This is a genomic window from Sphingobium terrigena (assembly GCF_003591655.1).
Lineage (GTDB): Bacteria > Pseudomonadota > Alphaproteobacteria > Sphingomonadales > Sphingomonadaceae > Sphingobium > Sphingobium terrigena.
The window spans coordinates 168,645-190,387 of record NZ_QVRA01000008.1 but is presented as its reverse complement, the minus strand read 5'-3'; the positions used below and the strand labels follow the sequence as shown (position 1 = coordinate 190,387).

Here is a 21,743-nt window from a genome sequence, read left to right as displayed (position 1 = left end):
GAGACGCGAGGAGAGGATCGACATGCACTACCTCCCCGGCTGGGGCAATCATCATGCGAGCGAGGCGGTGGCCGGGGCGTTGCCGGTCGGGCGCAATTCGCCGCAGCGCGTGCCGTTCGGCCTCTATGCCGAGCAATTGTCCGGCACCGCCTTCACCGCGCCGCGTCACGACAACCGGCGTAGCTGGCTCTACCGGATGCGGCCGAGTGCCGGGCATCCGCCGTTCCGGCCCTATGCGCGCGAAACGCTGATCGCGGCGGGGCAGGTCGACACGCCCAACCGACTGCGCTGGAATCCGCTGCCAGCCGCCGGGGCAGGGGTGGATTTCGTCGATGGCCTGATCACCGTCGCGTCCAATGGCGATATCGTCGCAGGGACGGGCTGTGCTGTGCATCTCTATGCGGCCAGCGCGTCGATGGTGGACCGCGCCTTTTTCAGCGCCGATGGCGAGATGCTGATCCTGCCGCAGCAGGGGTGCCTGCGCATCGTTACCGAAATGGGGGTTCTGGAAGTAGCGCCCTTGCAGGTCGCGCTGATCCCGCGAGGGGTGCGGTTTCGGGTGGAGCTGCCGGACGGCGCGGCACGCGGCTATGTCTGCGAAAATCATGGGCAGCCGTTTCGTCTGCCGGACCTCGGACCGATCGGCTCCAATGGTCTCGCCAACGCCCGCGATTTCGAGGCTCCGGTTGCCGCCTATGAGGATGTCGAGCGACCTACCCAGATCGTGCAGAAATATGGCGGCACGCTCTGGGCAACCCAACAGGATCACAGCCCGTTCGATGTCGTCGCCTGGCACGGCAATGTCGCCCCCTATCGCTATGACCTCACCCGCTTCAACACGATCGGCACGGTCAGTTATGACCATCCCGATCCATCCATCTTCACCGTGCTGACCAGTCCCAGCGACACGCCGGGCACCGCCAATGTCGATTTCGTGATCTTCCCGCCGCGCTGGATGGTGGCGGAGGATACGTTCCGCCCGCCCTGGTTCCATCGCAATGTGATGAGCGAATATATGGGCCTGATCCACGGCCAATATGATGCCAAGGCGGACGGCTTCGCACCGGGCGGCGGCAGTCTGCACAACAGCATGTCGGGCCATGGGCCGGACGTCGATAGCTGGCGCAAGGCGGTGGAAGCTGCCCTGTCGCCCCAAAGGATGACAGAGACGATGGCGTTCATGATCGAGAGTCGTATGCCGTTCCGCCCGACCCGCTGGGCGATGGAAACGCCCTTGTTGCAGGCTGATTATGACGCCTGCTGGCAGGGCTTCCCCAAGGCACAGCTGCCATGACGCGCTGGTGGACCACCGACGAGACGCATGATCCGGCGCGGACCAGCTGGGTCGAGAGCGCCCAGGGGCATGGTGATTTCCCGATCCAGAACCTGCCCTATGGCGTCTTTTCGCCAAACGGCGCTGAGGCGCGGATAGGGGTCGCGATCGGCGACATGATCCTCGATCTGGCAGCCTGCGCTGGTGAAGGATTGATCGGAGAGGGGGGCGACACGCTGCTGGACCCGACGCTCAACGCGCTGATGGCGCTGCCGGGCGAGACGCGCCGCAGTCTGCGCCGCGCGATCAGCGCTTTGCTGTCCGACCCGGCAATGCAGGCGACGGTCGAACCGCACCTCCACTCTGCGCGCGATTGCACGCTACACCTACCCGCGCAAATTGGCGATTATAGCGATTTCTATGTCGGCATCCATCACGCCAATAATATCGGCCGCCAGTTCCGCCCGGACAATCCGCTGCTGCCCAACTATAAATATGTGCCGATCGGCTATCATGGCCGTGCCTCCTCGATCCGCCCGTCGGGCGAAGCGCTGGTGCGGCCCTGCGGCCAGCGCAAGGCACCCGATGCCGACGCGCCCGTCTATGGTCCCACCGCGCGGCTCGATTATGAGCTGGAGCTGGGCGTGTGGGTCGGGCCGGGCAATGATCTGGGCAGCCCGATCGCGATCGGCAAAGCAGCCGACCATATTGCCGGATTCTGCCTGCTCAACGACTGGTCGGCGCGGGATTTTCAGGCGTGGGAATATCAGCCGCTCGGTCCCTTTCTGGCTAAGAATTTCCATTCCACCATCTCGCCCTGGGTCGTCACCGCCGAAGCCATGGCCCCATACCGCATCGCCCAGCTCGCGCGGCCCGACGGCGATCCCGCGCCCTTGCCCTATCTGGCCGACCCCGACGATCAGGCGCATGGCGCGCTGGGGCTGACGCTGGCGGTCTATCTGACCAGCGCGACGATGCGCGCGGAGGGCATGGCGCCGATGCGGCTCAGCCATGGTCCGGCCAGCAACATGTATTGGACGGTGCAGCAGATCGTCACCCACCATGCCTCCAATGGATGCAATCTGAAGCCGGGCGATCTGCTCGGCACCGGCACCATTTCCGCGCCGCTGCGGGAGGGTTTTGGCAGCCTGATGGAACTGTCGGCGGGGGGCAAGGAACCGCTGACCCTGCCGACCGGCGAGACGCGCGCCTTTCTGGCCGATGGCGATGAGGTCATGTTGCGTGCGGTCGCGCGGGCGGATGGGTTTATGTCCATAGGCTTTGGCGAGTGCCGGGCGCAGGTCCTGGCGGCGCGGGGACAGGAAGTGGCATGATCCTGCACGGCTATTATCGCTCCACCGCTTCCTACCGCGTGCGGATTGCACTGAACCTCAAAGGCCTCGCCTATGCCGATGCCTTCCACCATTTGCTGCGAAAGGAGCAGTGCGCGCCCGCCTATCTCGCGCTCAATCCGCAGGGGCTGGTCCCCGCGCTGGAGGTGGACGGCGCTGTGCTGACCCAGAGCATCGCCATTTGCGACTATCTCGATGAGGTACACCCTGATCCGCCGCTGCTGCCCGCCGACCCGATCGCGCGGGCGCAGGTGCGCGCCTTCGCGCTGGCCATCGCCTGCGACATCCATCCTGTGCAAAATCTGAAGATATTGCGGCGATTGCGTGCGCTGGGGCTGGACGAGGCGCAGGTGACGGGCTGGGGGCGCGAGACGATCGAGGATGGGCTGGCCGCCTGCGCGGCGCTGATCGCGGGGCGGAGCGGTCCCTATTGTTTCGGTGATCAGGTGACGCTGGCCGACATCTGCCTCGTCCCGCAACTGGTCAACGCCCGCCGCTTCGGCGCGCGCTTCGACTATGGCCGCATCCCCGCGATCGAAGCGGCCTGCCTCGCACTCCCCGCCTTCGCCCGCGCCGCGCCAGAGGCGCAGCCGGACGCGGAATAGGCGTCAGTCGGCAAACAGCTTGAATTCGACCAGCCGGGTCGCCTTGCCGGACGCTTGGGTCAGGAGCAGCCGGACCTTGCTCGTGCGGATTGCGGGCCAGCGCAGCGGCGTTACGCCATTGGCGACCGGGCTGCTTTTGGGCTTTGCGACGTCCTGCCAGCGATCGGCGATCCAGGCCTGAAGCCGGTAGGCGCGCGGCACCGCGAAACGCTGGCCGTCGGCGAAGAAGGCGAGTTCTGCGTGACTGAGGTCGGTCGGCTGGCCAAGGTCGATCGCATAATATTGCTGCGCCGGGGCAGGGGCGGACGACCAGCCATTGGCCAGTTCGGGAAAGAACCATGTCCGCCCGTCAATCGCATCATGGACATTTTCCGCGTCGCTGTTGCTGGACGCTGATCCGATCGGAAACTGGCCGCGGACCAGCTGTACCGCACGGTTGATCGGGCGAACGATGGCGGGGGTGGGGGCACGGGGCAGGGGGATTTCGATGCGGCCCAGCGTGTCGCGCCGGGCAACTTGCCGGCCATCCACCTCGATCGCCAGCCCCTTACCGCGCCGGTAATGGCTACCATCAGCGTCCCATGTCACCGCGATTTGATGGCCATGATAGGGAACGTCCTGCACCCGGAACCAGCCAAGCGCCTGGCTGTCGGCGGCATCAGGCAGCAGCGGATTGACCTCCAGTACATCGTCGGCGCGGGGGCGGATACCGACCAGGCCGGTCAGGATCAGATCGTTGAAACCGGAATGGAAATAATGGTGGCTGCGGTCCAGCCCGACGATCGGCTCGCCGGTTTCGGGGTGATAATCCTCCTCCAGATCGAGCTTGTCCCCCTGATAATGGAGCGCGGCAAATTGGCGCAGCAGGCGCATATAGGTGCTGCGCGTGACCGGGCCGGTGTGGGTGCGATGGTCGAGCAGATTGGCCATGGCGTGCAGCACCTGCGTCGTCTGATAGGGCCAGATGGGGCCGTTCCACTGGCATTCGGGGTCTGTGCCCAGATAGCGATATTGCCGCATATAATATTCGTAACCGGCCTCGACCGTGCGCATCCCGGCCTTGCCCGCCAGTGACGCCGGATCGATCAGATGCGCCCAGGCGGCGGCATATTTCGCCTCGTCGGGGACGATGTCGAACATCCAGGGCAGATAGCCGACCAGCTCGCGGTTGCGGATCGGCTGCCAATAGCTGACATGCTCGTTCTTGCGCGACTGGTGCCGGTCGATGAAATGGCTGAGCCTGTCGTTCCACAGGTCGTCCAGCATCCGCTGTTGCAGCGCGTCGGCGCGGGCGGTGTAGGCGGTGGCCATGGCGGTGTCGCCGGTCAGCGTCGCCATCTTCGCGATCGCACGGGCATTGGCGATCATATAGCTGTTGATCGAGGGGCGGAAAGCGTCGCCGCCCCGGAATCCGTCCGTGCCGCCCGACGCATCGATCGAGGAGACGGTATATTCGGTCGCGTCCAGCAGCGGCTCGACGAAATACAGCCCCTTGTCGAAGTCATATTTATCGTCCCACAGCCGGTAGATATGGTTCATGACGGGCAGGTGCCGCACCGCCCCTTCCCGGTCGCCATCGACCAGATAGCGGCCCCAGACCGCGTCGGCCATATGATCGCTAAAATGCCGGTCATTGCCGCCGCTGCGATACATGAAGTTGATATAATCATCGGCAAAGCGCCGGTCGTTGAGCCAGCGCCCTTCGCCCAGATGGAAGCCGGTGGCGTCGTTCAGGCTGGCATAGGGATGGCGCTGCCAATCGACATCGTCGAGAAATTCGGTCGAGATATAACCGTCCGCGCCCAGATCCCGCTGATGCGCGCGATAGAGTTGCCAGCGATAATAATAGACCGCGTCGAGCTTCGGGTCGGCGGACTCGAAATAGGGGATGCGATCGCGATACCAGGGCGCGTCATTGCCAAAGTGCCGGGTCGCGATGGCGGCTGTATCCATCACCGGCGGCGGCGGCGCGGCTGCGATGCCGATCCATGCGGCCCCGGCCAGCAACAGCATCGTCATCGCGCGCATCGCATCCTCCCGTCTGCAAACAAAATGGCGGTCGTTCCGGGGTTGGAGAGGGACCCGAAACGACCGCCAGACATGGAAGGCGGCATGGGGACGCCGCGTCCCACGGGGCGCTTAATTGAAGCTGTAGCGGACCCCCAGCGCAAAGGTGCGCGCCAGCAGGGTGGTGCCGAGGTTAAACTGTTCCGGGCCGCCGACATCTTCAAACTTGTAATAGGTCTGCATCTTCGACCGGGTCAGGTTGACGGCGTCAAAGGTCAGGCCCAGGCGATCGGTGACCTTGGCGGTCAGCTGGAAGTCCAGGCTCTTTTCCGGCGCGCGCCATACACCGATCGGGTTGGCGAACAGGCGCGCCTCGTTATTGGCCAGGAATTCCTTGCGCCAGACATAGGACAGGCGTGCGCCGATCGGCCCACGTTCATAGGCGAGCGTGGCGTTATAGCTCATGTCGGACACGCCGAAGAAGGACGAGCTGGTTTGCCCTGTGACATTGCCGTTGATGTCGACCAGCGGGATATTCTGTTTGGAATCGAGGATCGTCAGGCTGCCCTGAAACCCCAGACCTTTCAGCGGACCGGGCAGGTAGGTCGGGAAATAGGTCAGACCCAGTTCCACGCCCTTCAACACGCCCTTGGACGCATTTTCCGGCCGGGTGATGAGGAAGCTGTTGGTGTTGAGGCCCGAACCCGGCACCGTGGTCAGCGAGGTGATCGGCACCACCAGCCCGTCAATTTCACGACGGAACAGGGTGGCGTAAATCGCGCTGCTGCGTTCGAAATACCATTCCGCCGCCAAGTCGAAATTCTTTGACGTCGTCGGCCGCAGCCCCGGATTGCCGCGTCCGCCCGTGCCGTAGCCGACATTGGTCAAGTCGCCGGTCAGCGTATAATTGGGGTTGAGGTCGGCAAAGGCCGGACGACGCAGCGTCTCGCCATAGTTGAAGCGCAGGCGCAGATTGTCGAAAATCTCATACCGCGCGGTAAAGCTGGGCAGGAAGCGCTGGGTGCCTGATGCGGCCTGCGTCACCAGCGGCGGATTGCTGTAGCGATCGACGAAGGTGAAATTGGTATCGACCGCGACGAAGCGCACACCCGCCTGCAACTGGAGCGGACGACCGAAGATCGAGACTTCCGCGTCAGCCTGGAGATATGCGGCCAGCGTGACTTCGTTGATGTCGAACACATCGGTCATCGTCATCTGGTCCGACAGCAGGATGCGGTCGGCATAGCGCGGATCATTCTTGTAGAGCTGGCGGATGGTGTCGGCATTTTTCGACAGCCAGTAGCCGCTCGGCAGCACCCAGCTGGTCGGAATGTCGGCACGGCCATCATAGAAGCCGCTGTTGGTGAACAATGCTTCGGCGGGCAGTGTGGACAGGTTCGCGCCCAGGCCGCCGGCATCCTGCGTACGCACCGAATCGCGGGCCTTGCGATCGTCGTAACGGAAGCCGCCGCTGATCTTGCGGATGAAGCCTTCGTCCCACTCATAATCGCCGTCGAGCATGAAGGTCAGCGCGCTGCCCTTCGACTTGTTGGCGTTGTCGTAAAACTCGCCGATGGTCCACTGGGCGGGGTCCGCCAGCAGCGCGTCATCATCGAAATGATAGGAAGGGATGCCGCCACCGGCGTTGAAGTCGACGTCGATCGCCTTGGCGACGCGGGTGGTGCGCATCGCGATGAAGGACGTCTTGTTGGTGCTGGTCTGATAGGCCAGGTCGGCAACGATCTTGCCGCCTTCGCCGACATTCCACTTGCCGTTCAGCGCATAGACGTAGGAGTCGGTCTTGTTGGTGGCAAAATCGCCGCTGTTGAAGCCGAACACGTCGCCCGCGCGGCGCGACTTGATGATGTTGGTGCCGTCATACAGCTCGAAAGTCGAACCGGGGTTCGGACCCAGGCTGCCCCACCAGTCGGCAAAGCTGAACTGCAGCGAGTTGAAGGTGTTGCCCTTGAACCCGTTGTAGAACATTTCGGCGGTATATTCCGAACTGTCATTGGGTGCCCACTGTACCGCAACGTTGAATGCGGGGCGCTCCCGCTTGCCGTATAGGTCGGAACTGAAAATCGCGTCGCGCGAGAGATAATAGGGGACGTTGATGCCATTGATCGGCAGCGTCGAACCGGCGGCGGAGGGCAGGCCACGCTCCTGGCCGGGCTGCCAGCCGGAGAAAATACGTTCGAGAGGGGCAAAACCCGAACCGGCAGGGGGATTTTCGGTCGCAAACGGCACCATCGCGCCTGCTGTCGTCGTCATGTCGCGGAATTTGGTGCGGGTATAGCTGCCGTTGATCAGGATGCCGATGTCGCCTATGCCGGTTTCCCAGCGGTTGCTGATCAGCAGCGCGGCGTTGGGATTATAGGTGTCGGCTTCTTCATTATAGATGCCGCGCGCCAGCGCCGACAGGGCAAAGCCGTCAAAGTCGAAGGGGCGGCGGGTCTTGACGTCGATCTGGCCAGCCAGACCGGTTTCAATCTGTTCGGCGGCGCGGGTCTTGTACACATCGACCTGACGGATCAGGTTGGCCGACAGATCCTGAAGCGCGAACGCCTGACCGGACGCGGTGAAGATGTTGCGGCCGTTCAAGGTGGTCAGCGCATCGGGCAGGCCGCGGATCGAAATCGCGCCCGCTTCGCCGCCGGTGCGGTTGGTGACCTGGATGCCGGTGACGCGCTGGAGCGCTTCGATGACATTATTGTCGGGCAGCTTGCCGACATCTTCGGCGACGATCGAATCGACGATCTGGACCGATTCCTTGCGGACGTTGATCGCGCCGATCATCGACGCGCGCACGCCGGTGACGACGATGTCGGCGGCGTCATCCTCTGCGGCGATCTGGGGGGCGGGGCTGGTCTGCGCCTGGGCGGTGGCGCCCAGCATCAGCGCGAACATGGATGCGGAACATAGTGCGATCGGCCGACGTGCCATTTCAAATCCTCCCCTGCGGCTGGCCCATTCGCCATGCCTCAATTACTCAGACTAATTATTGCTCAGACAAATGGAGTGCAAGCGAAATTTTGTGGATGCGGCCTACAAAGGCGATGAGGCCGTGACATTATTGCCGCAGGCTAGCGGGCGCGACGTTCCGGTCGGTTCTCGTGCGAAGGGTAGACAGGTGAAGGGCCGGTCATCAATCGATGACCAGCCCTTGGTGCTATCTATTTGTCAGAGCAGGTGAACCGGTATCAGTCGGCGCGCCAGCGTGCCGCAGCGTCACGGCTGCGGACCAGCCGGATCTGGCCATTGGCGACGCCGATCGCCTTGCCCGGCGCGGCGATGGCGGCGAAGCGGACAGTGCCAAGCCGCGCGTCGGTCAGCCGGACAAACTGGCTGCGCAGCGCGAAATCGGCGCTTTTGCTGTCAGGCTCCAGCGTGACCGCCCCATCCTTGCCCGCGACCAGATAATGGTCGGGCATCAGGATGGGGGACAGCATGACGCTTTGCGGTCCGGCGCGGCCCGGCGTCTGGCGGAACTGGGTCTGGGCCAAAGCGGGGTTGCCCGCGATCAGGCGGGTGCCGTCATGCGCCAGCAACAGCTTGGCGTCCGCGGCCGACGCAAAGCGTTCGGGCAGCGGGCCGTTGCCCACCGGCACGCCGAAATCGGGGGTGCCGTCGGCGGCATAGTATAGGCGCTGGACGCGGGTGTGGCGGTCGGGGTTGAACAGCGGGTCGCCCTGGATCGCCTCATAATCGCGGCCATGATAGACGAGTATGTCGCGCCCCTTTTCGTCCACGGTAAAACTGTTGTGGCCGGGTCCGAACACGCTGGTTTCCTTACAGGTCGTGAACACCGGCTGGGGCGATTTTGTCCAGCTCTTGGGGTCGAGCAGGTCGGCATTTTCGTCCGCGGTCAGCATCCCCAAACAATAGCGCGCGTCGGTGGCGCTGGCCGAATAGGTCATGAACAGGCGGCCATTGCGGTGCAGGATGGCGGGCGCTTCAGCGACCTTGTAACCGCGAATTTCCCAGTCGAGCGTCGGCACGGTCAGACGGGTCGCCTTGCCCGCCAGCTTCAACGGTGATTCGAGCTTGGCTATGTACAGGTTACTGTTCGTCTCGATCCCCGGCTCGCGCTGCGCCCAGGCGAAATAGCGCTGCCCTTTATGGACGAAGCTGGTCGAATCCAGGTTGAAACTGTCCCAGGGTGTCTGGAATTGGCCGAGCAGGCTCCATTTGCCGGTCATCGGGTCCGGCCCGTCGCACACTACCGCATAGGTGCGGATGCGGAACACATCCTCGCCCCCGCCGCTGGGACCGGCGGCGAAATACATGATCCACTGGCCGTTGATCTGGTGCAGTTCGGGCGCCCAGATGAAGCCGGACAAGGGACCGGTCTTTTCATGCCGCCACAGCACCGCTTCGGTCGCGGTCGTCAGCCCCGCGATCGTCCTGGACCGGCGCAGCACCAGCCGGTCATATTCGGGGACGGAGCCGGTCAGATAGTAATAGCCGTCGTCATGACGAAAAACCTGCGCATCGGCGCGCTGTTTGACGATCGGGTTTTGCGGGCCGGCGACGGGTGCGTCGGCGACCTTGGCGCGCGCCATCATCGGCGCGGCGGACAGGGCGGCGCTGCTGGCAATGAAGCTACGGCGGGACAGGGTGAAATTCATGTCATTCTCTCCGGTCGGTGCGTCAATAATCGGCGTGCGGCCAGCCATCCGCGCCCCAGCGGACGGGCGCGATCCGCAGGGTGGGGGTGCCGTTCGATTGCTTGTCATAGGCGTGATAGACGACATAATCCTTGCCGTCCTTGTCATGCAGCCATCCGGCATGGCCGGGGCCACGGAAGCGTTGTTGCTCCTGAAGGTCGGCACGCAGGAAGATGCTGCCGCCGCCCTCCAGCATCGGGCTGCCATCCTTGCCCAGATAGGGACCGGTGATCGCCTTCGACCGTCCGATGACGGTATAATAGGTGCTGGCTGCGCCCTTGCAGCAATAATCATAGGAGGCCATCAGCCAGTAATAGCCGCCATGGTCGATGATGAAGGGCGCTTCGACCGGGGCGGGGCCGCCAGCGGGCGCAGGGCGGCGGGCGATGGCGACGGGCTTGGTTTTCGCGTCTTTGGGTTTGCCGCTTTTGGGGTCCAGCTCGAACAGTTTGAGACCCGTCCAGAAGCTGCCGAGCGAGAGCCAGTGGCGGCCTCCGCGGTCGATGATGAAATTGGGGTCGATCGCGTTAAAATCGTCGCTCTTGTCCGACATGACGACCAGCCCCTCGTCCCGCCACTGATAATCGGGGGCTTTGGGGTCGAGCGTCGGGCTGGTGGCCAGGCCAATCGCCGAGCGGTTCGATCCGAAGGTCGAGACCGAATAATAGAGGCGATAGCGGCCGTTCACGAAACTAATATCGGGCGCCCACATGCCGTCGCTGCCGGGTATCGCCTGTTTCGCCCAGTCAGGCAGCGCGGTGAAGATCGGTGCGCCTGCGGTCCAGTGGATAAGGTCAGGCGAGGTGCGGGTCTCGATCAGCCGCTTGCCATGGCCGGTGCTGAACACATGATAGGTGTCGCCCTGCCGGATGATCACCGGATCATGGGTGGGCGTGAGGTCGCCGGTCAGGCGACTGTTGAGCGTATCGCGCGGCGGCTGGGACGGCTGCTGCGCACAGGCGGGGGCGGCGAGAAGGGCGAGGCCCAGCCATGCCATGAACGTCGGTCGCCTCATGCGGACCTCTCCAATTAAAGCCATGTGCTCCCGCGCAGGCGGGAGCCCGGTTGAAACGGCGGGACTGGGCTCCCGCCTGCGCGGGAGCACATTTCGCCCCAGCCCTTATTGCAACTCCAGCACCACCACCGACTTGGGCGGCAAGGTCACGCTGAGCGTGCCACCGCTGACCTGCGCGCCAGTGAAGGCGACCGGCTTCACCGTGTCCGGCGCGTCGAATGTATTATGGGCGTTGATCGCCGATGCGGTCAGGATACGGCCGGTGACGCTCGCGGCATTCAGGCCATCCAGCTTGACCGTGACCGTGTTGGGCTGGTTCGGGTCCAGGTTGGACAGGCCGACATGGACCTTGCCATCCTTGCCCCGGACCGCCGATCCGCTGACCGCGGGCATCGACCATTTATCCTTGTTATACCAGGGCGTGTCGATGCTGATCGGCAGCACGGTCGCGTCCTGCCAGGGCTTGTACATTTCAAACACATGATAGGTCGGCGTCAGTGCCATCTTCTTGCCATCGGTCAGGATCATCGCCTGCAACACGTTCACCATCTGGGCGATGGCGGTCATCTTCACCCGGTCGGCATGACGCGCGAAAATGTCGAGATGGACCGATGCGACCAGTGCGTCGCGCAGCGTGTTCTGCTGGCGCAGGAAGCCGGGATGCGTGCCCGGATCGTCGGCATACCAGGTGCCCCATTCATCGACCGCCAGCCAGACCTTTTTGGCCGGATCATATTTGTCCATGATCGCGCTATGCTTGGTGATCAGCTCGTCCATGCGCAGCGCTTCGGCCAGCGTGTTGGCCCAGCCCGCCTCATCGAACACGGTGGACGAGGCGCGCGGCGGCCAGGAGCCAGGGATGGTGTAATAATGGAGCGACAGTGCGTCGAGCTGGCCGCTCGCCACCTTCATCATCGTCTCGGTCCAGTTATAATCATCGACATTGGCACCCGCCGCGATCTTCATGATCTTCGTACCGCGCGGTGCCTTGATGAAGGTGGCGTAGCGGCGGGTGAGGTCGGCGGCATATTCGGCGCGCATATTGCCGCCGCAGCCCCATAGCTCGTTACCCACGCCGAAGTAGGGGACGGCCCATGGCTCCCTATGGCCATTCTTGGCGCGTTCGTCGGCCAGCGTGCCGGCGGGCGAGGTCATATATTCGACCCATTCGGCCATTTCCTGCGGGGTGCCATTGCCGACATTGCCCGCGACATAGGCCTCCGCACCGATCTGGCGGACCAGCTCGAAAAATTCATGGGTGCCGACCGTGTTCGGCTCGGTCACGCCGCCCCAATGGGTGTTGATCTTGACCGGGCGCTTGGATTTGCCGCCAATGCCTTCGCGCCAATGATATTCATCGGCAAAGCAGCCGCCCGGCCAGCGCACCACGGGAACCGACAGGTTGCGCAGTGCCGAAATCACGTCATTGCGAAAGCCGTTGGTGTTGGGGATGGACTTGTCATTGCCGACCCAGAGGCCACCATAAATGCCATTGCCCAGATGCTCGGCGAACTGGGTGAAGATGCGCTTGTCATAGACCGGGCCGGGGGTCGCGGCGCTGATCGTCGCGGTCGTCGGCTTGCCATCCGTGTCGGCGTGCGCGCTGCTGGTCAATGCGGTGGCGCAGAGCAGCAGCGTGGCCGTAGTGCGGCGCAGGGCTTTGATCATGTCGTCCTCTCCTGTGATCTTAATCGTGAAATGCGTCTGTGGTCTCACGCCGCCCGCGCAGGAAGGCGTCGGCGACCAGCCGCAGCGGATCGGTATCGACGTCCGACCGTCCGCCCCGGATCAGCGCGGCAAAGCGGCTGTAGAGGCCGGGATATTCGACATCCTCACCATGTTCTGTGCCGCTGGGCAGGTGCAGCACCGCACCCCCCTGAGACAATTTGAGCGTCCCCGCGTCGGTTTCCACGACAATGTCCCAGCTTTGCGGCCCGGTTTGCCGCCAGTCGAGATCCATGTGAATGGGCGCGCCCCCGGTATCGCGAAAATGCAGGTCCGCCGCGATCGGCGCGGCGCGATTGTCCGGCAGGGTCAGCGTCGCGTCCTTCAGGAAGAAGGGGCGCGGCAGGATATGGGTGACGATGGAGAGCGCATTGATCCCCGGATCGAACACGCCAAGCCCGCCGGGTTGCCAGATCCATGCCTGTCCCGGATGCCATACGCGCACATCCTCCCGCCAGACGATCGACACGCTTTCGATCCGCCGCTCGGCCAGCCAGGCCCGCGCCGGGGCTACGCCCGCGGCAAAGCGGTTGTGCCAGGCGGCAAACAGGGAAACGCCGACCTTGTCCGCCTGCGCCTGCAAAGCGCCGACTTCGGCCAGCGTCGCGCCGGGCGGCTTTTCCAGAAACAGGTGGACGCCGCGCCCCAGCGCCTGTGCCGCCAGATCGTAGCGGACCTGCGGCGGGGTGCAGAGCGCGATCGCATCCACCGCCGGGCCATCCCGCAGCAGCGCATCCAGACTGGCCAGATGCGGCACCCCGTCCAGGCCGGCATCATGCGGACTGACGGTCGCGGCCAGGCTGAAGGCGTTATTGCCCCGGATCGCGGGGACATGCTGGTCGCGCGCAATCTTGCCGATGCCCACGATCGCGATACGGATCGGGTCCATGGAACTCAGAGCGCCTGAACGACCACTTCGACTGGCTCTGCCCGCTGCAACACATTGCGCACCGGCAGGGTGAAGGGTGCGGCGGCGATTTCGAACACATCGCCTTCCTGCGTCGCGATGCCGTCACTGAAGGAGAGCGTCGCGGTGCCGAAGAAATGGACGTGCACGTCGCCGGGGCGGCGGAACAGATCATATTTGAAATGATGATGTTCCAGATTGGCGAAGCTGTGCGACATATTGCCCTCGCCCGACAGGAACGGCTTTTCCCAGATCGCCCTGCCATCGCGCAGGATGCGGCTTGCCCCCTCGATATGCTCCGGCGGGGTGCCGACCAGCAATTCCGGGCCAAGCGCGGCCTGCCGCAGCTTGGAATGGGCGAGCCACAGATAATTGTGCCGCTCGGTCACATGGTCGCTAAACTCGTTGGCGAGCGCCAGGCCAAGCCGATAGGGCTGGCCATCATCGCCAATGATGTAGATGCCCGCAATTTCCGGCTCCTCGCCGCCATCCTTGGCAAAGGCGGGCATGGCCAGCGGTTCACCCGGTCCGACCAGCTGCGACCCGTCGCCCTTGTAAAACCATTCGGGCTGCTGGCCGACCGCGCCCGGCGCAGGCTTGCCGCCCTCCAGCCCTTCCAGGAACATGCGCATCGAATCGGTCTGCTTTTCGACTGCCGCTGCTTCCCGGTGCATCTTGTCGCGCCCTTCGGCGGAACCAAGATGGGTCAGGCCGGTGCCGGTCAGCTGGATATGCGCGTCATCATCATGGTCGATGGGCGCCAGCAATTCGCCCGCGGCGAAGGCGGCGGCGATGTCGATCGGATTGCCCCTGCCAGCCGCTTCGACAGCGGCGCTCAGGCTGATGCCACGGGCAATCGCGTCGAGCGCCAGCGCGCGGATGCTGGTATAGCCCGGCACGATATGGGCAGCATCGCCCTGCGCCGCGATAACGGAGCGGACGCCGCTGGGGGCACGGTGCTGCAACAGGCGCAATATCATGAAAAAACTCTCCTCCCGCACGCCGTTCGCGGCGCTGGCTGATCCTGAATGACGAGCGATCACGCGCTCGGGCTGCTGCAGAAAGCAGCAACGCCTGCACGATGACTCTGTCAATTACTCCGACATATTACAGGATGATGGTAATGGCAATGCTTCTATTCTACACCGATCCGTGCCTGATAGATGCAAGGTGGGAGGAGCCGGAATGGGACAGGATAGGCCGTCAACAGATGCGCAAGCCGCGGAAAATGGCGGTTCGGTCAAGGTGGCACGCGGGCCGGGCAGGCGATTGCACGGGGCGATCGCGCACAAGCTGGGCACCGCGATCTTGTCAGGCCAATATGCGCCTGGTGATATTCTGTCGGGTGAAGTCGCCTTTGCCGAGGAACTGGACGTGTCGCGCAGCGCCTATCGCGAAGCAATCCAGGTGTTGACGGCCAAGGGGCTGGTGGAAAGCCGCCCCAAGGCTGGAACGCGAGTCTTGCCCCGCAACCGCTGGAATTTGCTGGACCCCGAAGTGCTGGCCTGGGCCTTTGCCGGGGAACCCGACATCCAATTCGTGCGCGATCTGTTCGAACTGCGCGCGATCGTCGAACCGGCCGCCGCCCGGCTGGCGGCGCAGCGGCGCGACAAGAATGACATCAAAATCATGAAGGATGCGCTGGCCGCCATGCGCCGCCATACGCTGGCGACCGAACTGGGCCGGGCGGCGGACCGCGATTTCCACAATGCGATATTGAATGCGACCCGCAACGATGCGCTCCAGGTCCTGTCCGCCAGCATAGGCGCGGCGGTCAACTGGACCACCCAATATAAGCAACGCGCCCGCGCCCTGCCGCGCAACCCGATCCCCGACCATGTCCGCGTGTTTGACGCCATCGCATCGGGTGATGCGGCGGCGGCTGCGGACGCCATGGGCGTGCTGGTCGATCTGGCGCTGGAGGACACGGCTAGCGCAATGGGGGGATGATTATTCCTCCCCTGCACGGGGAGAAATGAAAAAGGCCGGAGCAGGTTACCCCGCTCCGGCCTTTTTTCCGAAGTGCGACCCTCGGCTTTATTCCGCTTATTCCGCGACCGGCTGGTCGGGCAGCGCATGGGTCACTTTCGATCCCCATAGCGCGTAGAACAGGATGTAGAGTTCGCAAGCCGCGGTCAGCAGGAACGACCATTGCAGGCCATATTCGTCCGCCAGCTTGCCCTGCACCACGACCAGCGCGCCACCGGCGATCGCCATGATCAGCAGGCCGGATCCTTCCTCGGTCAGCGGCCCAAGCCCCTTGATCCCCAGCGTGAAGATGGTGGGGAACATGATCGAGTGGAACAGGCCGACCAGGATCAGCGCCCACATCGCCATCGGCCCTGTGGTGAACACCGTCACCAGCATGACGATGAACGCACCGATCGAGAAGGCGGCCAGCACATGGCCAGCATCGAATTTCTGCATGATCGCAGAGCCAGCAAAACGGCCAACCATCATCCCGCCCCACAGCAGGCTGAGATAATTGCCCGCCTGCTCATGCGTCAGATTGGCGATGTCGGGCTGGCTGACGAAATTGACGAACAGGTTGGCGACGCCGATTTCTGCGATCAGATAGATGAAGATCGCGGGGATGCCGAACACCAGATTGCGATGGGCCCAGAGCGAGTGCTTCTTGCGCTCTTCCTTGCTGTGGCGCGATGTGGCGTTGCCCATGGCGGGCAGCGGAAAGCGGGCGATGATAACAGCCAGCACCACCAAAATGACGGCGACGATGATATAGGGCAGGATCACCGACTGGGCGTCGGCCAGACGTTCAGCTTGCGTCAGCACGACATCGCCCTGCGCCGTGCCACCCTTCGATCGGCCCAGGATCAGATAGGCGCCGAACAAAGGCGCCAGCATCGTGCCCGCCGAATTCATCGCCTGCACCAGATTGAGGCGCGAGGAGGCGGTTTCGGGCTTGCCGACCACTGCGACATAGGGGTTGGCCGCGACCTGCAACAAAGTGATGCCGCTGGCGATGACGAACAGCATGACCAGAGTCACGCCATAGGAGGGGATGGATGCCGCCAGCGTCATGCCCGCTGCGCCCGCCGCCATGATCAGCAGCCCGATCACCATCGACTTCTGATAGCCGACCCGCTCGATCAGCTTGGCCGACGGGATGGAGGCGAAGAAATAGGCGATGAACCAGACCGATTCGATCAGCGTCGTCTGGGTGTAGCTCAGGTCAAACACGCTGCGCAGATGCGGCAGCAGCGTATTGTTGATGACCGTGATGAAGCCCCACATGAAAAACAGGCTGGCCAGCAGGCCAAGCGCCGGGCCGTAGCGCGTGCCGGGATTATGCGTCACCGTTGGCGCGGCGGTCGAGGAAACTGGTCCTGCCATTCATCCGTCTCCGTAAAATTCCAGTGCGGCACAGCCGCTTGAGGGGTTGCATCCGCTTATTTTGTCTGAGTATATTCCCCGAAACCGCCCGTCAATGGGTCATGGTCACAAGAGGAAGCCCCATGCGCAACGTCGCTACGATCAAAACAACGCTGTCATACGCAGTCGCGCTGGCACTGACAAGCGTGCCTGCCCTTGCCGCCGAAGCCAGCCGCGCCCCTGCCGGCACGCTGGCGGACGGATCAGCGGTGGAGGTGATCAGCCTGACCAATAAACAGGGTGTATCGGCGAAGATCCTGACCTATGGCGCGACGCTCCAGGCGCTGTCTGCGCCCGACAAGGACGGCAAATTCGCGGACGTGCTGCTCGGCTATGATGACCTCAAAGACTATGTCGATCATCCCAATTATTTCGGCGTGACCGTGGGCCGCTATGCCAACCGGATCGCGGGCGGCGCCTTCTCGCTCGACGGCAAAGCCTATCAACTGCCGCTCAACGACAAGACCAATACGCTGCACGGCGGCGGCAAGGGGTTTGACAAACAGGTCTGGAAAGTCGCGTCGGTCAAGAGCGGGCCGGTCGCGACCCTCGTGCTGACGCTGACCAGCGCGGATGGCGATTCGGGCTATCCGGGCAAGCTGGACAGCAGCGTCACCTATACGCTGGACGAAGCGGGTAATCTCGGCATCACATTCGACGCGAAAACCGACAAGCCCACGATCGTCAACATGACCAACCACGCGATTTTCAACCTGGCCGGCGAAGGATCGCCGGACGGTGCGCTCGGCCATCTGCTGACGATCCCGGCCAAGGCCTATACGCCGGTCGATGCCGCGCTGATCCCGACCGGCGAGTTGAAGCCGGTGGATGGCGGCGTGTTTGATTTTCGCGCCCCCCGCCGCGTCGCTGACGGCATTCGCGACGGGCGCGATCCGCAGATCGTTGCCGGGCGCGGCTATGACCATAATTGGGCGCTGGACAAGGGCGTGACAAAGACGCCGCAACTGGCTGCGCGGCTGGAAGATCCGGCATCGGGCCGGGTGCTGGAGGTGCTGACGACCGAGCCGGGGCTGCAATTTTACGCAGGCAATTTCCTGGACGGCACGCTGGTCGGCAAGGGTGGGCATCTCTACCGCATGGGTGACGGCATCGCGCTGGAGCCGCAGAAATTCCCAGACGCGCCCAACAAGCCCAATTTCGTGTCGGCCCGGGTTGATCCGGGCAAGCCCTATCATCACGCGATGGTCTATCGCCTTTCGGTAAAGCGCTGACTCATGGCACAATGGCAGATGATCCAACGCGATGTGGCTGACACGCTGGGCGAAGGGACGCTCTGGTCGGCGCGCGACAATGCGGTCTATTGGGTCGATATCCTTGCGCCCGCGCTCAACCGGCTGTCGCTGGACGGCGGCACGGTCGAGCGCTGGGCGATGCCCGAACCGCTGGGCTGGGTGGCGGAGCGGGCGGGCGGCGGCTTTATCGGCGGGTTCAAAAGCGGTTTTGCCGCGATCAGCCTGAACCCGCTGACCATCACGCCCATCGGCGACCCGGAACCTGACCTGTCCTATAACCGCATGAATGATGGCAAGGCCGATGCGAACGGCTATATCTGGTGCGGCACGATGGATATGGAGGAGGAACGCGACAGCGGATCGCTCTATCGGCTTGCCCCCGATTTGCGCTGGCAGCAGATGGACAGCGGTTATCGCGTGACCAACGGCCCGGCTTTCTCGCCCTGCGGCAAATGGCTCTATCATAGCGATACGTCGCGTCGAGTCATGTATCGCTTTGCCCGGACGGCCGACGGGATCGCTGATCGCCAGCCCTTCATCCGCTTTACCGATGCGGACGGCTATCCCGACGGCATGACCGTGGATGCGGACGGCCATATCTGGGTCGCCCATTGGGGCGGCGGACGAATCAGCCGCTTCACGCCTGACGGCGCGCTGGACCGTTCCATCGCCTTGCCCGCGCGGCAGATCACTAACATCAGCTTTGCCGGACCTGATCTGGACCGCATGTTCGTCAGTTCTGCGGCGACCGGCCTGGACGCGACGCCTCATGACGGCGGCTTCTTCGAAGTCGATTGCGGTGTGCGCGGAATGCCGACCAACCTGTTTGCGGGCTGATGCGTGATTCACCCAAAACCTGATAAAAGGCGATTGAACCGGGCGCGAGAATCTGCTTAATGCGCCTGGACAGCGTTGTCACGCCTTCTCCAAAGCGCACAACGCTGTGATCCCGGACAGCCATGCGGCGAACTGCACGCGCCAAAGGCTGTCCGGGACGATTTTTCCCTTCACATATGTCCAGCTCACTGTCGGTTTATCATGGCCAGCGCCTGGGACCCGCCTGAACCAAAACGGTTCGGGCGCTCCTCAGACGCGCTTTCCCGGCGCTCGCGTCGGTGCATCGCGACGGGTCCAGCGCGGGGCGACGCGCACCGGTTTCCATAGATCGGGTCCCAGCAGCAGCAACGTCATCCCCAGACTAGCGCTGAGAAAGGCAGTGGCGGCGACCGCGAGCTGCGCCAATGTGACCCCCACCGACCGGTCGACCAACTGGTGCAGCAGCCGCCCCTGCGGGCCAAGGCTGGCGATCAGGCCAAGGCCAAGCAGGCGCAGGCCAATCCGCGCGGCGGGATGGGGATGCCAATGGGACATGAAAACCAGCCTCTGCAATGTCGAACAGGAGGCATCCCATTTACCGATGACCGCATAGCAAAACGAGAGCGGGAACGGGCAGGCCGCATTGAAATTGCGTAGGAATTGGTACGCACAGCCATGCTATGGCGCAAAATCATACGCAGATACTATGCCAAAGCGCCGTTCCTGCCATGGAGATCGAATGCATTTCCATGTCATGTCGGCAGTAAAGGGTGGAACAGGGGCATATGGCGATGCAATCGCAAGCGGACGGGATATTGGCCGAGGCGGCATCGGCCGAGCATAGCGGACCGCAGGCTGGCTTGCCGACACTGGCGCTGGGGGCGCTGGGCGTGGTGTTCGGCGATATCGGCACGTCGCCGCTCTATGCGCTCAAGGAAAGTTTTGTCGGCCATCATCCGCTCGCCGTCGATCCGCTGCACATTTATGGCGTCCTGTCGCTGATCTTCTGGACCATGATGCTGGTCGTCACGGTCAAATATGTATTCATCGTCATGCGCGCCGACAATCATGGCGAGGGGGGCAGCATGGCGCTGCTCGCGCTGATCGGGCGGCGCATGGGCGAGACTCGCGCCACCCCGGCGATTGCGATGCTGGGGGTGCTGGCGACCGCGCTTTTCTATGGCGACGCGATCATCACCCCGGCCATTTCCGTGCTGTCGGCGGTGGAGGGGCTGACCGTGGTGCAGGCCAGCCTGACGCCGCTGGTACTGCCCATCGCCATCCTGATCCTGATCGGCCTGTTCCTGATCCAGCGCCACGGCACTGCGAAGGTTGGCGCGCTGTTCGGGCCGGTGATGGTCGTCTATTTTGTAGTGCTGGCGGTGCTGGGCATCACCAATTTGTGGCGGCACCCGGAGATTATCGGGATCGTCAATCCGCTTTACGCCGTGCATTTCTTCGCGCTCGATCCGAAGCTGGCCTTCCTGGCGCTGGGATCGGTGGTGCTGGCGGTAACCGGGGCCGAAGCGCTCTATGCCGATATGGGCCATTTCGGGCGCAAGGCGATCAGCCTGGCCTGGCTCTATGCCGCGCTGCCCTGCCTGCTGCTCAACTATATGGGGCAGGGGGCGCTGATGCTGGATGATCCGGCGACGGCAGCCAACCCCTTCTTCCTGATGGCGCCGGACTGGGCGCGACTGCCGCTGGTGATCCTCGCTACGCTGGCGACGATCATCGCCAGCCAGGCGGTGATTTCCGGCGCATTTTCGGTCACACAACAGGCGGTGCAGCTGGGCTTCCTGCCGCGCCTGCGCATTCTCCACACCAGCGCAAGTGCTGCGGGGCAAATCTACCTGCCGCTGGTCAACCGCGTGCTGCTGATCCTGGTCATCCTGCTGGTGCTGGGCTTTGGCAGCTCGACCGATCTGGCCGCTGCCTATGGTATTGCGGTGACCGGCACGATGGTCATCACCACCGCCATGATGGGCGTGCTGACGTTCAGCGTCTGGCGCTGGCATCCGCTGCTGGCGGGCGGGGTCACTGGCCTGTTCCTGGTCATTGATGGCCTCTATTTCGCCTCCAACGCGACCAAGATCCCCGATGGCGGCTGGTTCCCGCTGCTGGTGGCGGCGGTGGCTTTCGTTATCCTTACGACCTGGGCCACCGGGCGGCGGATCATGCGGGAACGGCTGCGCGACGGGGCGATGGAGCTGGACCTGTTCATCCGATCGACGCGCAGTTCGCTGCCGCGGGTGCCGGGCACCGCGATCTTCCTGTCATCCACGCCCGAAGGCGTGCCGCCGGCCTTGCTCCACAATGTGAAGCACAACCGTATCCTGCATGAACGCAACATCATCCTGACCGTGCGGACGCTTGGCGTGCCGCATCTGCCGCTCGATGGCCGGGTTCAGGTGGCGGATCATAGCGATGGCTTTTATCGCCTGATCCTGCGCCATGGTTTCATGGAGGAGGTGGATATTCCCGCTTCGCTCAAGGCGGTCGGCGACTGTGGCGGGCCGATCCGGGTGGCCGACAGCAGCTATTTCCTCAGCCGCCAGACGCTGATCGCGTCGCAACGGCCGGGCATGGCGATCTGGCGGGAAAAACTGTTCGCCTGGATGATCCGCAACGCGGAAAGCCCGATGGATTTCTTCAAGCTGCCCACCAACCGCATCGTCGAACTGGGATCGCAGGTGGAGATTTGAGATAGGGGCGCAACCCCCTTCCCTG

At 63.5% G+C, this 21,743-nt stretch carries 16 protein-coding genes; 7 read left to right on the top strand and 9 right to left on the bottom strand.

Going from position 1 to position 21,743, the window contains the following annotated elements; genetic code table 11:
- The first annotated feature begins 22 nt into the window (after positions 1 to 22).
- The 3 genes from hmgA to maiA are packed head-to-tail and all read left to right on the top strand — an operon-like array spanning position 23 to position 3,230.
- The gene (hmgA, locus tag D0Z70_RS11385) at positions 23 to 1,294 is read left to right on the top strand and encodes a homogentisate 1,2-dioxygenase (RefSeq protein WP_119746405.1); all 1,272 of its coding nucleotides are present in this window, start codon (positions 23 to 25) and stop codon (positions 1,292 to 1,294) included.
- A complete protein-coding gene (gene fahA / locus D0Z70_RS11380) occupies positions 1,291 to 2,607 on the top strand; it encodes a fumarylacetoacetase (RefSeq protein ID WP_119746403.1) in 1,317 nt (438 codons plus the stop codon). Before hmgA ends, fahA begins: the two co-directional genes overlap by 4 nt.
- Positions 2,604 to 3,230, top strand: a complete 627-nt coding sequence (gene maiA, locus D0Z70_RS11375; RefSeq protein ID WP_119746401.1) for a maleylacetoacetate isomerase — start codon at positions 2,604 to 2,606, stop codon at positions 3,228 to 3,230. Before fahA ends, maiA begins: the two co-directional genes overlap by 4 nt.
- 3 nt (positions 3,231 to 3,233) lie before the next feature.
- On the opposite strand, the gene D0Z70_RS11370 is transcribed toward maiA, so the two are convergent.
- The 7 genes from D0Z70_RS11370 to araD1 all read right to left on the bottom strand — a co-directional run bounded on the left by D0Z70_RS11370 (position 3,234) and on the right by araD1 (position 14,531).
- Entirely contained in the window at positions 3,234 to 5,258 is a 2,025-nt protein-coding gene (locus D0Z70_RS11370) for an MGH1-like glycoside hydrolase domain-containing protein (protein ID WP_119746399.1), read from the bottom strand.
- A 111-nt stretch (positions 5,259 to 5,369) separates the two neighbouring features.
- Positions 5,370 to 8,180 (bottom strand): TonB-dependent receptor, encoded by a 2,811-nt coding sequence (locus tag D0Z70_RS11365; protein WP_119746397.1) that lies wholly within the window; start codon positions 8,178 to 8,180, stop codon positions 5,370 to 5,372.
- A 257-nt stretch (positions 8,181 to 8,437) separates the two neighbouring features.
- Positions 8,438 to 9,865: a glycoside hydrolase family 43 protein gene (locus D0Z70_RS11360; protein WP_119746472.1), complete on the bottom strand. Its 1,428-nt coding sequence runs from the start codon at positions 9,863 to 9,865 to the stop codon at positions 8,438 to 8,440.
- Positions 9,866 to 9,887: 22 nt separating this feature from the next.
- Complete coding sequence (locus tag D0Z70_RS11355) at positions 9,888 to 10,919, bottom strand: arabinan endo-1,5-alpha-L-arabinosidase (protein ID WP_119746394.1); 1,032 nt, start codon at positions 10,917 to 10,919, stop codon at positions 9,888 to 9,890.
- A gap of 105 nt (positions 10,920 to 11,024) precedes the next feature.
- Entirely contained in the window at positions 11,025 to 12,587 is a 1,563-nt protein-coding gene (locus tag D0Z70_RS11350; RefSeq protein WP_119746392.1) for an alpha-N-arabinofuranosidase, read from the bottom strand.
- A 19-nt stretch (positions 12,588 to 12,606) separates the two neighbouring features.
- Complete coding sequence (locus D0Z70_RS11345; protein WP_119746390.1) at positions 12,607 to 13,533, bottom strand: Gfo/Idh/MocA family protein; 927 nt, start codon at positions 13,531 to 13,533, stop codon at positions 12,607 to 12,609.
- Between the two features lie 5 nt (positions 13,534 to 13,538).
- Positions 13,539 to 14,531, bottom strand: a complete 993-nt coding sequence (gene araD1 / locus D0Z70_RS11340; protein ID WP_119746388.1) for an AraD1 family protein — start codon at positions 14,529 to 14,531, stop codon at positions 13,539 to 13,541.
- A 205-nt stretch (positions 14,532 to 14,736) separates the two neighbouring features.
- Between araD1 and D0Z70_RS11335 the strand changes: the two genes are divergently transcribed.
- Entirely contained in the window at positions 14,737 to 15,501 is a 765-nt protein-coding gene (locus D0Z70_RS11335) for a FadR/GntR family transcriptional regulator (RefSeq protein WP_182913934.1), read from the top strand.
- A gap of 96 nt (positions 15,502 to 15,597) precedes the next feature.
- On the opposite strand, the gene D0Z70_RS11330 is transcribed toward D0Z70_RS11335, so the two are convergent.
- Positions 15,598 to 16,905, bottom strand: coding sequence for a sugar MFS transporter (locus tag D0Z70_RS11330; protein ID WP_119746386.1), 1,308 nt, complete (start codon positions 16,903 to 16,905; stop codon positions 15,598 to 15,600).
- A 122-nt stretch (positions 16,906 to 17,027) separates the two neighbouring features.
- On the opposite strand from D0Z70_RS11330, the gene D0Z70_RS11325 reads away from it, so the two are divergent.
- Together D0Z70_RS11325 and D0Z70_RS11320 are read left to right on the top strand one after the other, a co-directional pair.
- On the top strand, positions 17,028 to 18,176 hold the full coding sequence (locus D0Z70_RS11325; RefSeq protein WP_119746383.1) for an aldose epimerase family protein: 1,149 nt from the start codon (positions 17,028 to 17,030) through the stop codon (positions 18,174 to 18,176).
- Between the two features lie 18 nt (positions 18,177 to 18,194).
- Positions 18,195 to 19,034: an SMP-30/gluconolactonase/LRE family protein gene (locus D0Z70_RS11320; protein WP_420820378.1), complete on the top strand. Its 840-nt coding sequence runs from the start codon at positions 18,195 to 18,197 to the stop codon at positions 19,032 to 19,034.
- A gap of 249 nt (positions 19,035 to 19,283) precedes the next feature.
- Here the strand turns inward: D0Z70_RS11320 and D0Z70_RS11315 are convergent, their stop codons facing one another.
- Positions 19,284 to 19,568, bottom strand: coding sequence for a hypothetical protein (locus tag D0Z70_RS11315; protein WP_119746379.1), 285 nt, complete (start codon positions 19,566 to 19,568; stop codon positions 19,284 to 19,286).
- A 236-nt stretch (positions 19,569 to 19,804) separates the two neighbouring features.
- Here D0Z70_RS11315 and D0Z70_RS11310 point away from each other — a divergent pair, with 236 nt between their 5' ends.
- Positions 19,805 to 21,718, top strand: coding sequence for a potassium transporter Kup (locus D0Z70_RS11310; protein WP_119746468.1), 1,914 nt, complete (start codon positions 19,805 to 19,807; stop codon positions 21,716 to 21,718).
- The last annotated feature ends 25 nt before the right edge of the window (positions 21,719 to 21,743 follow it).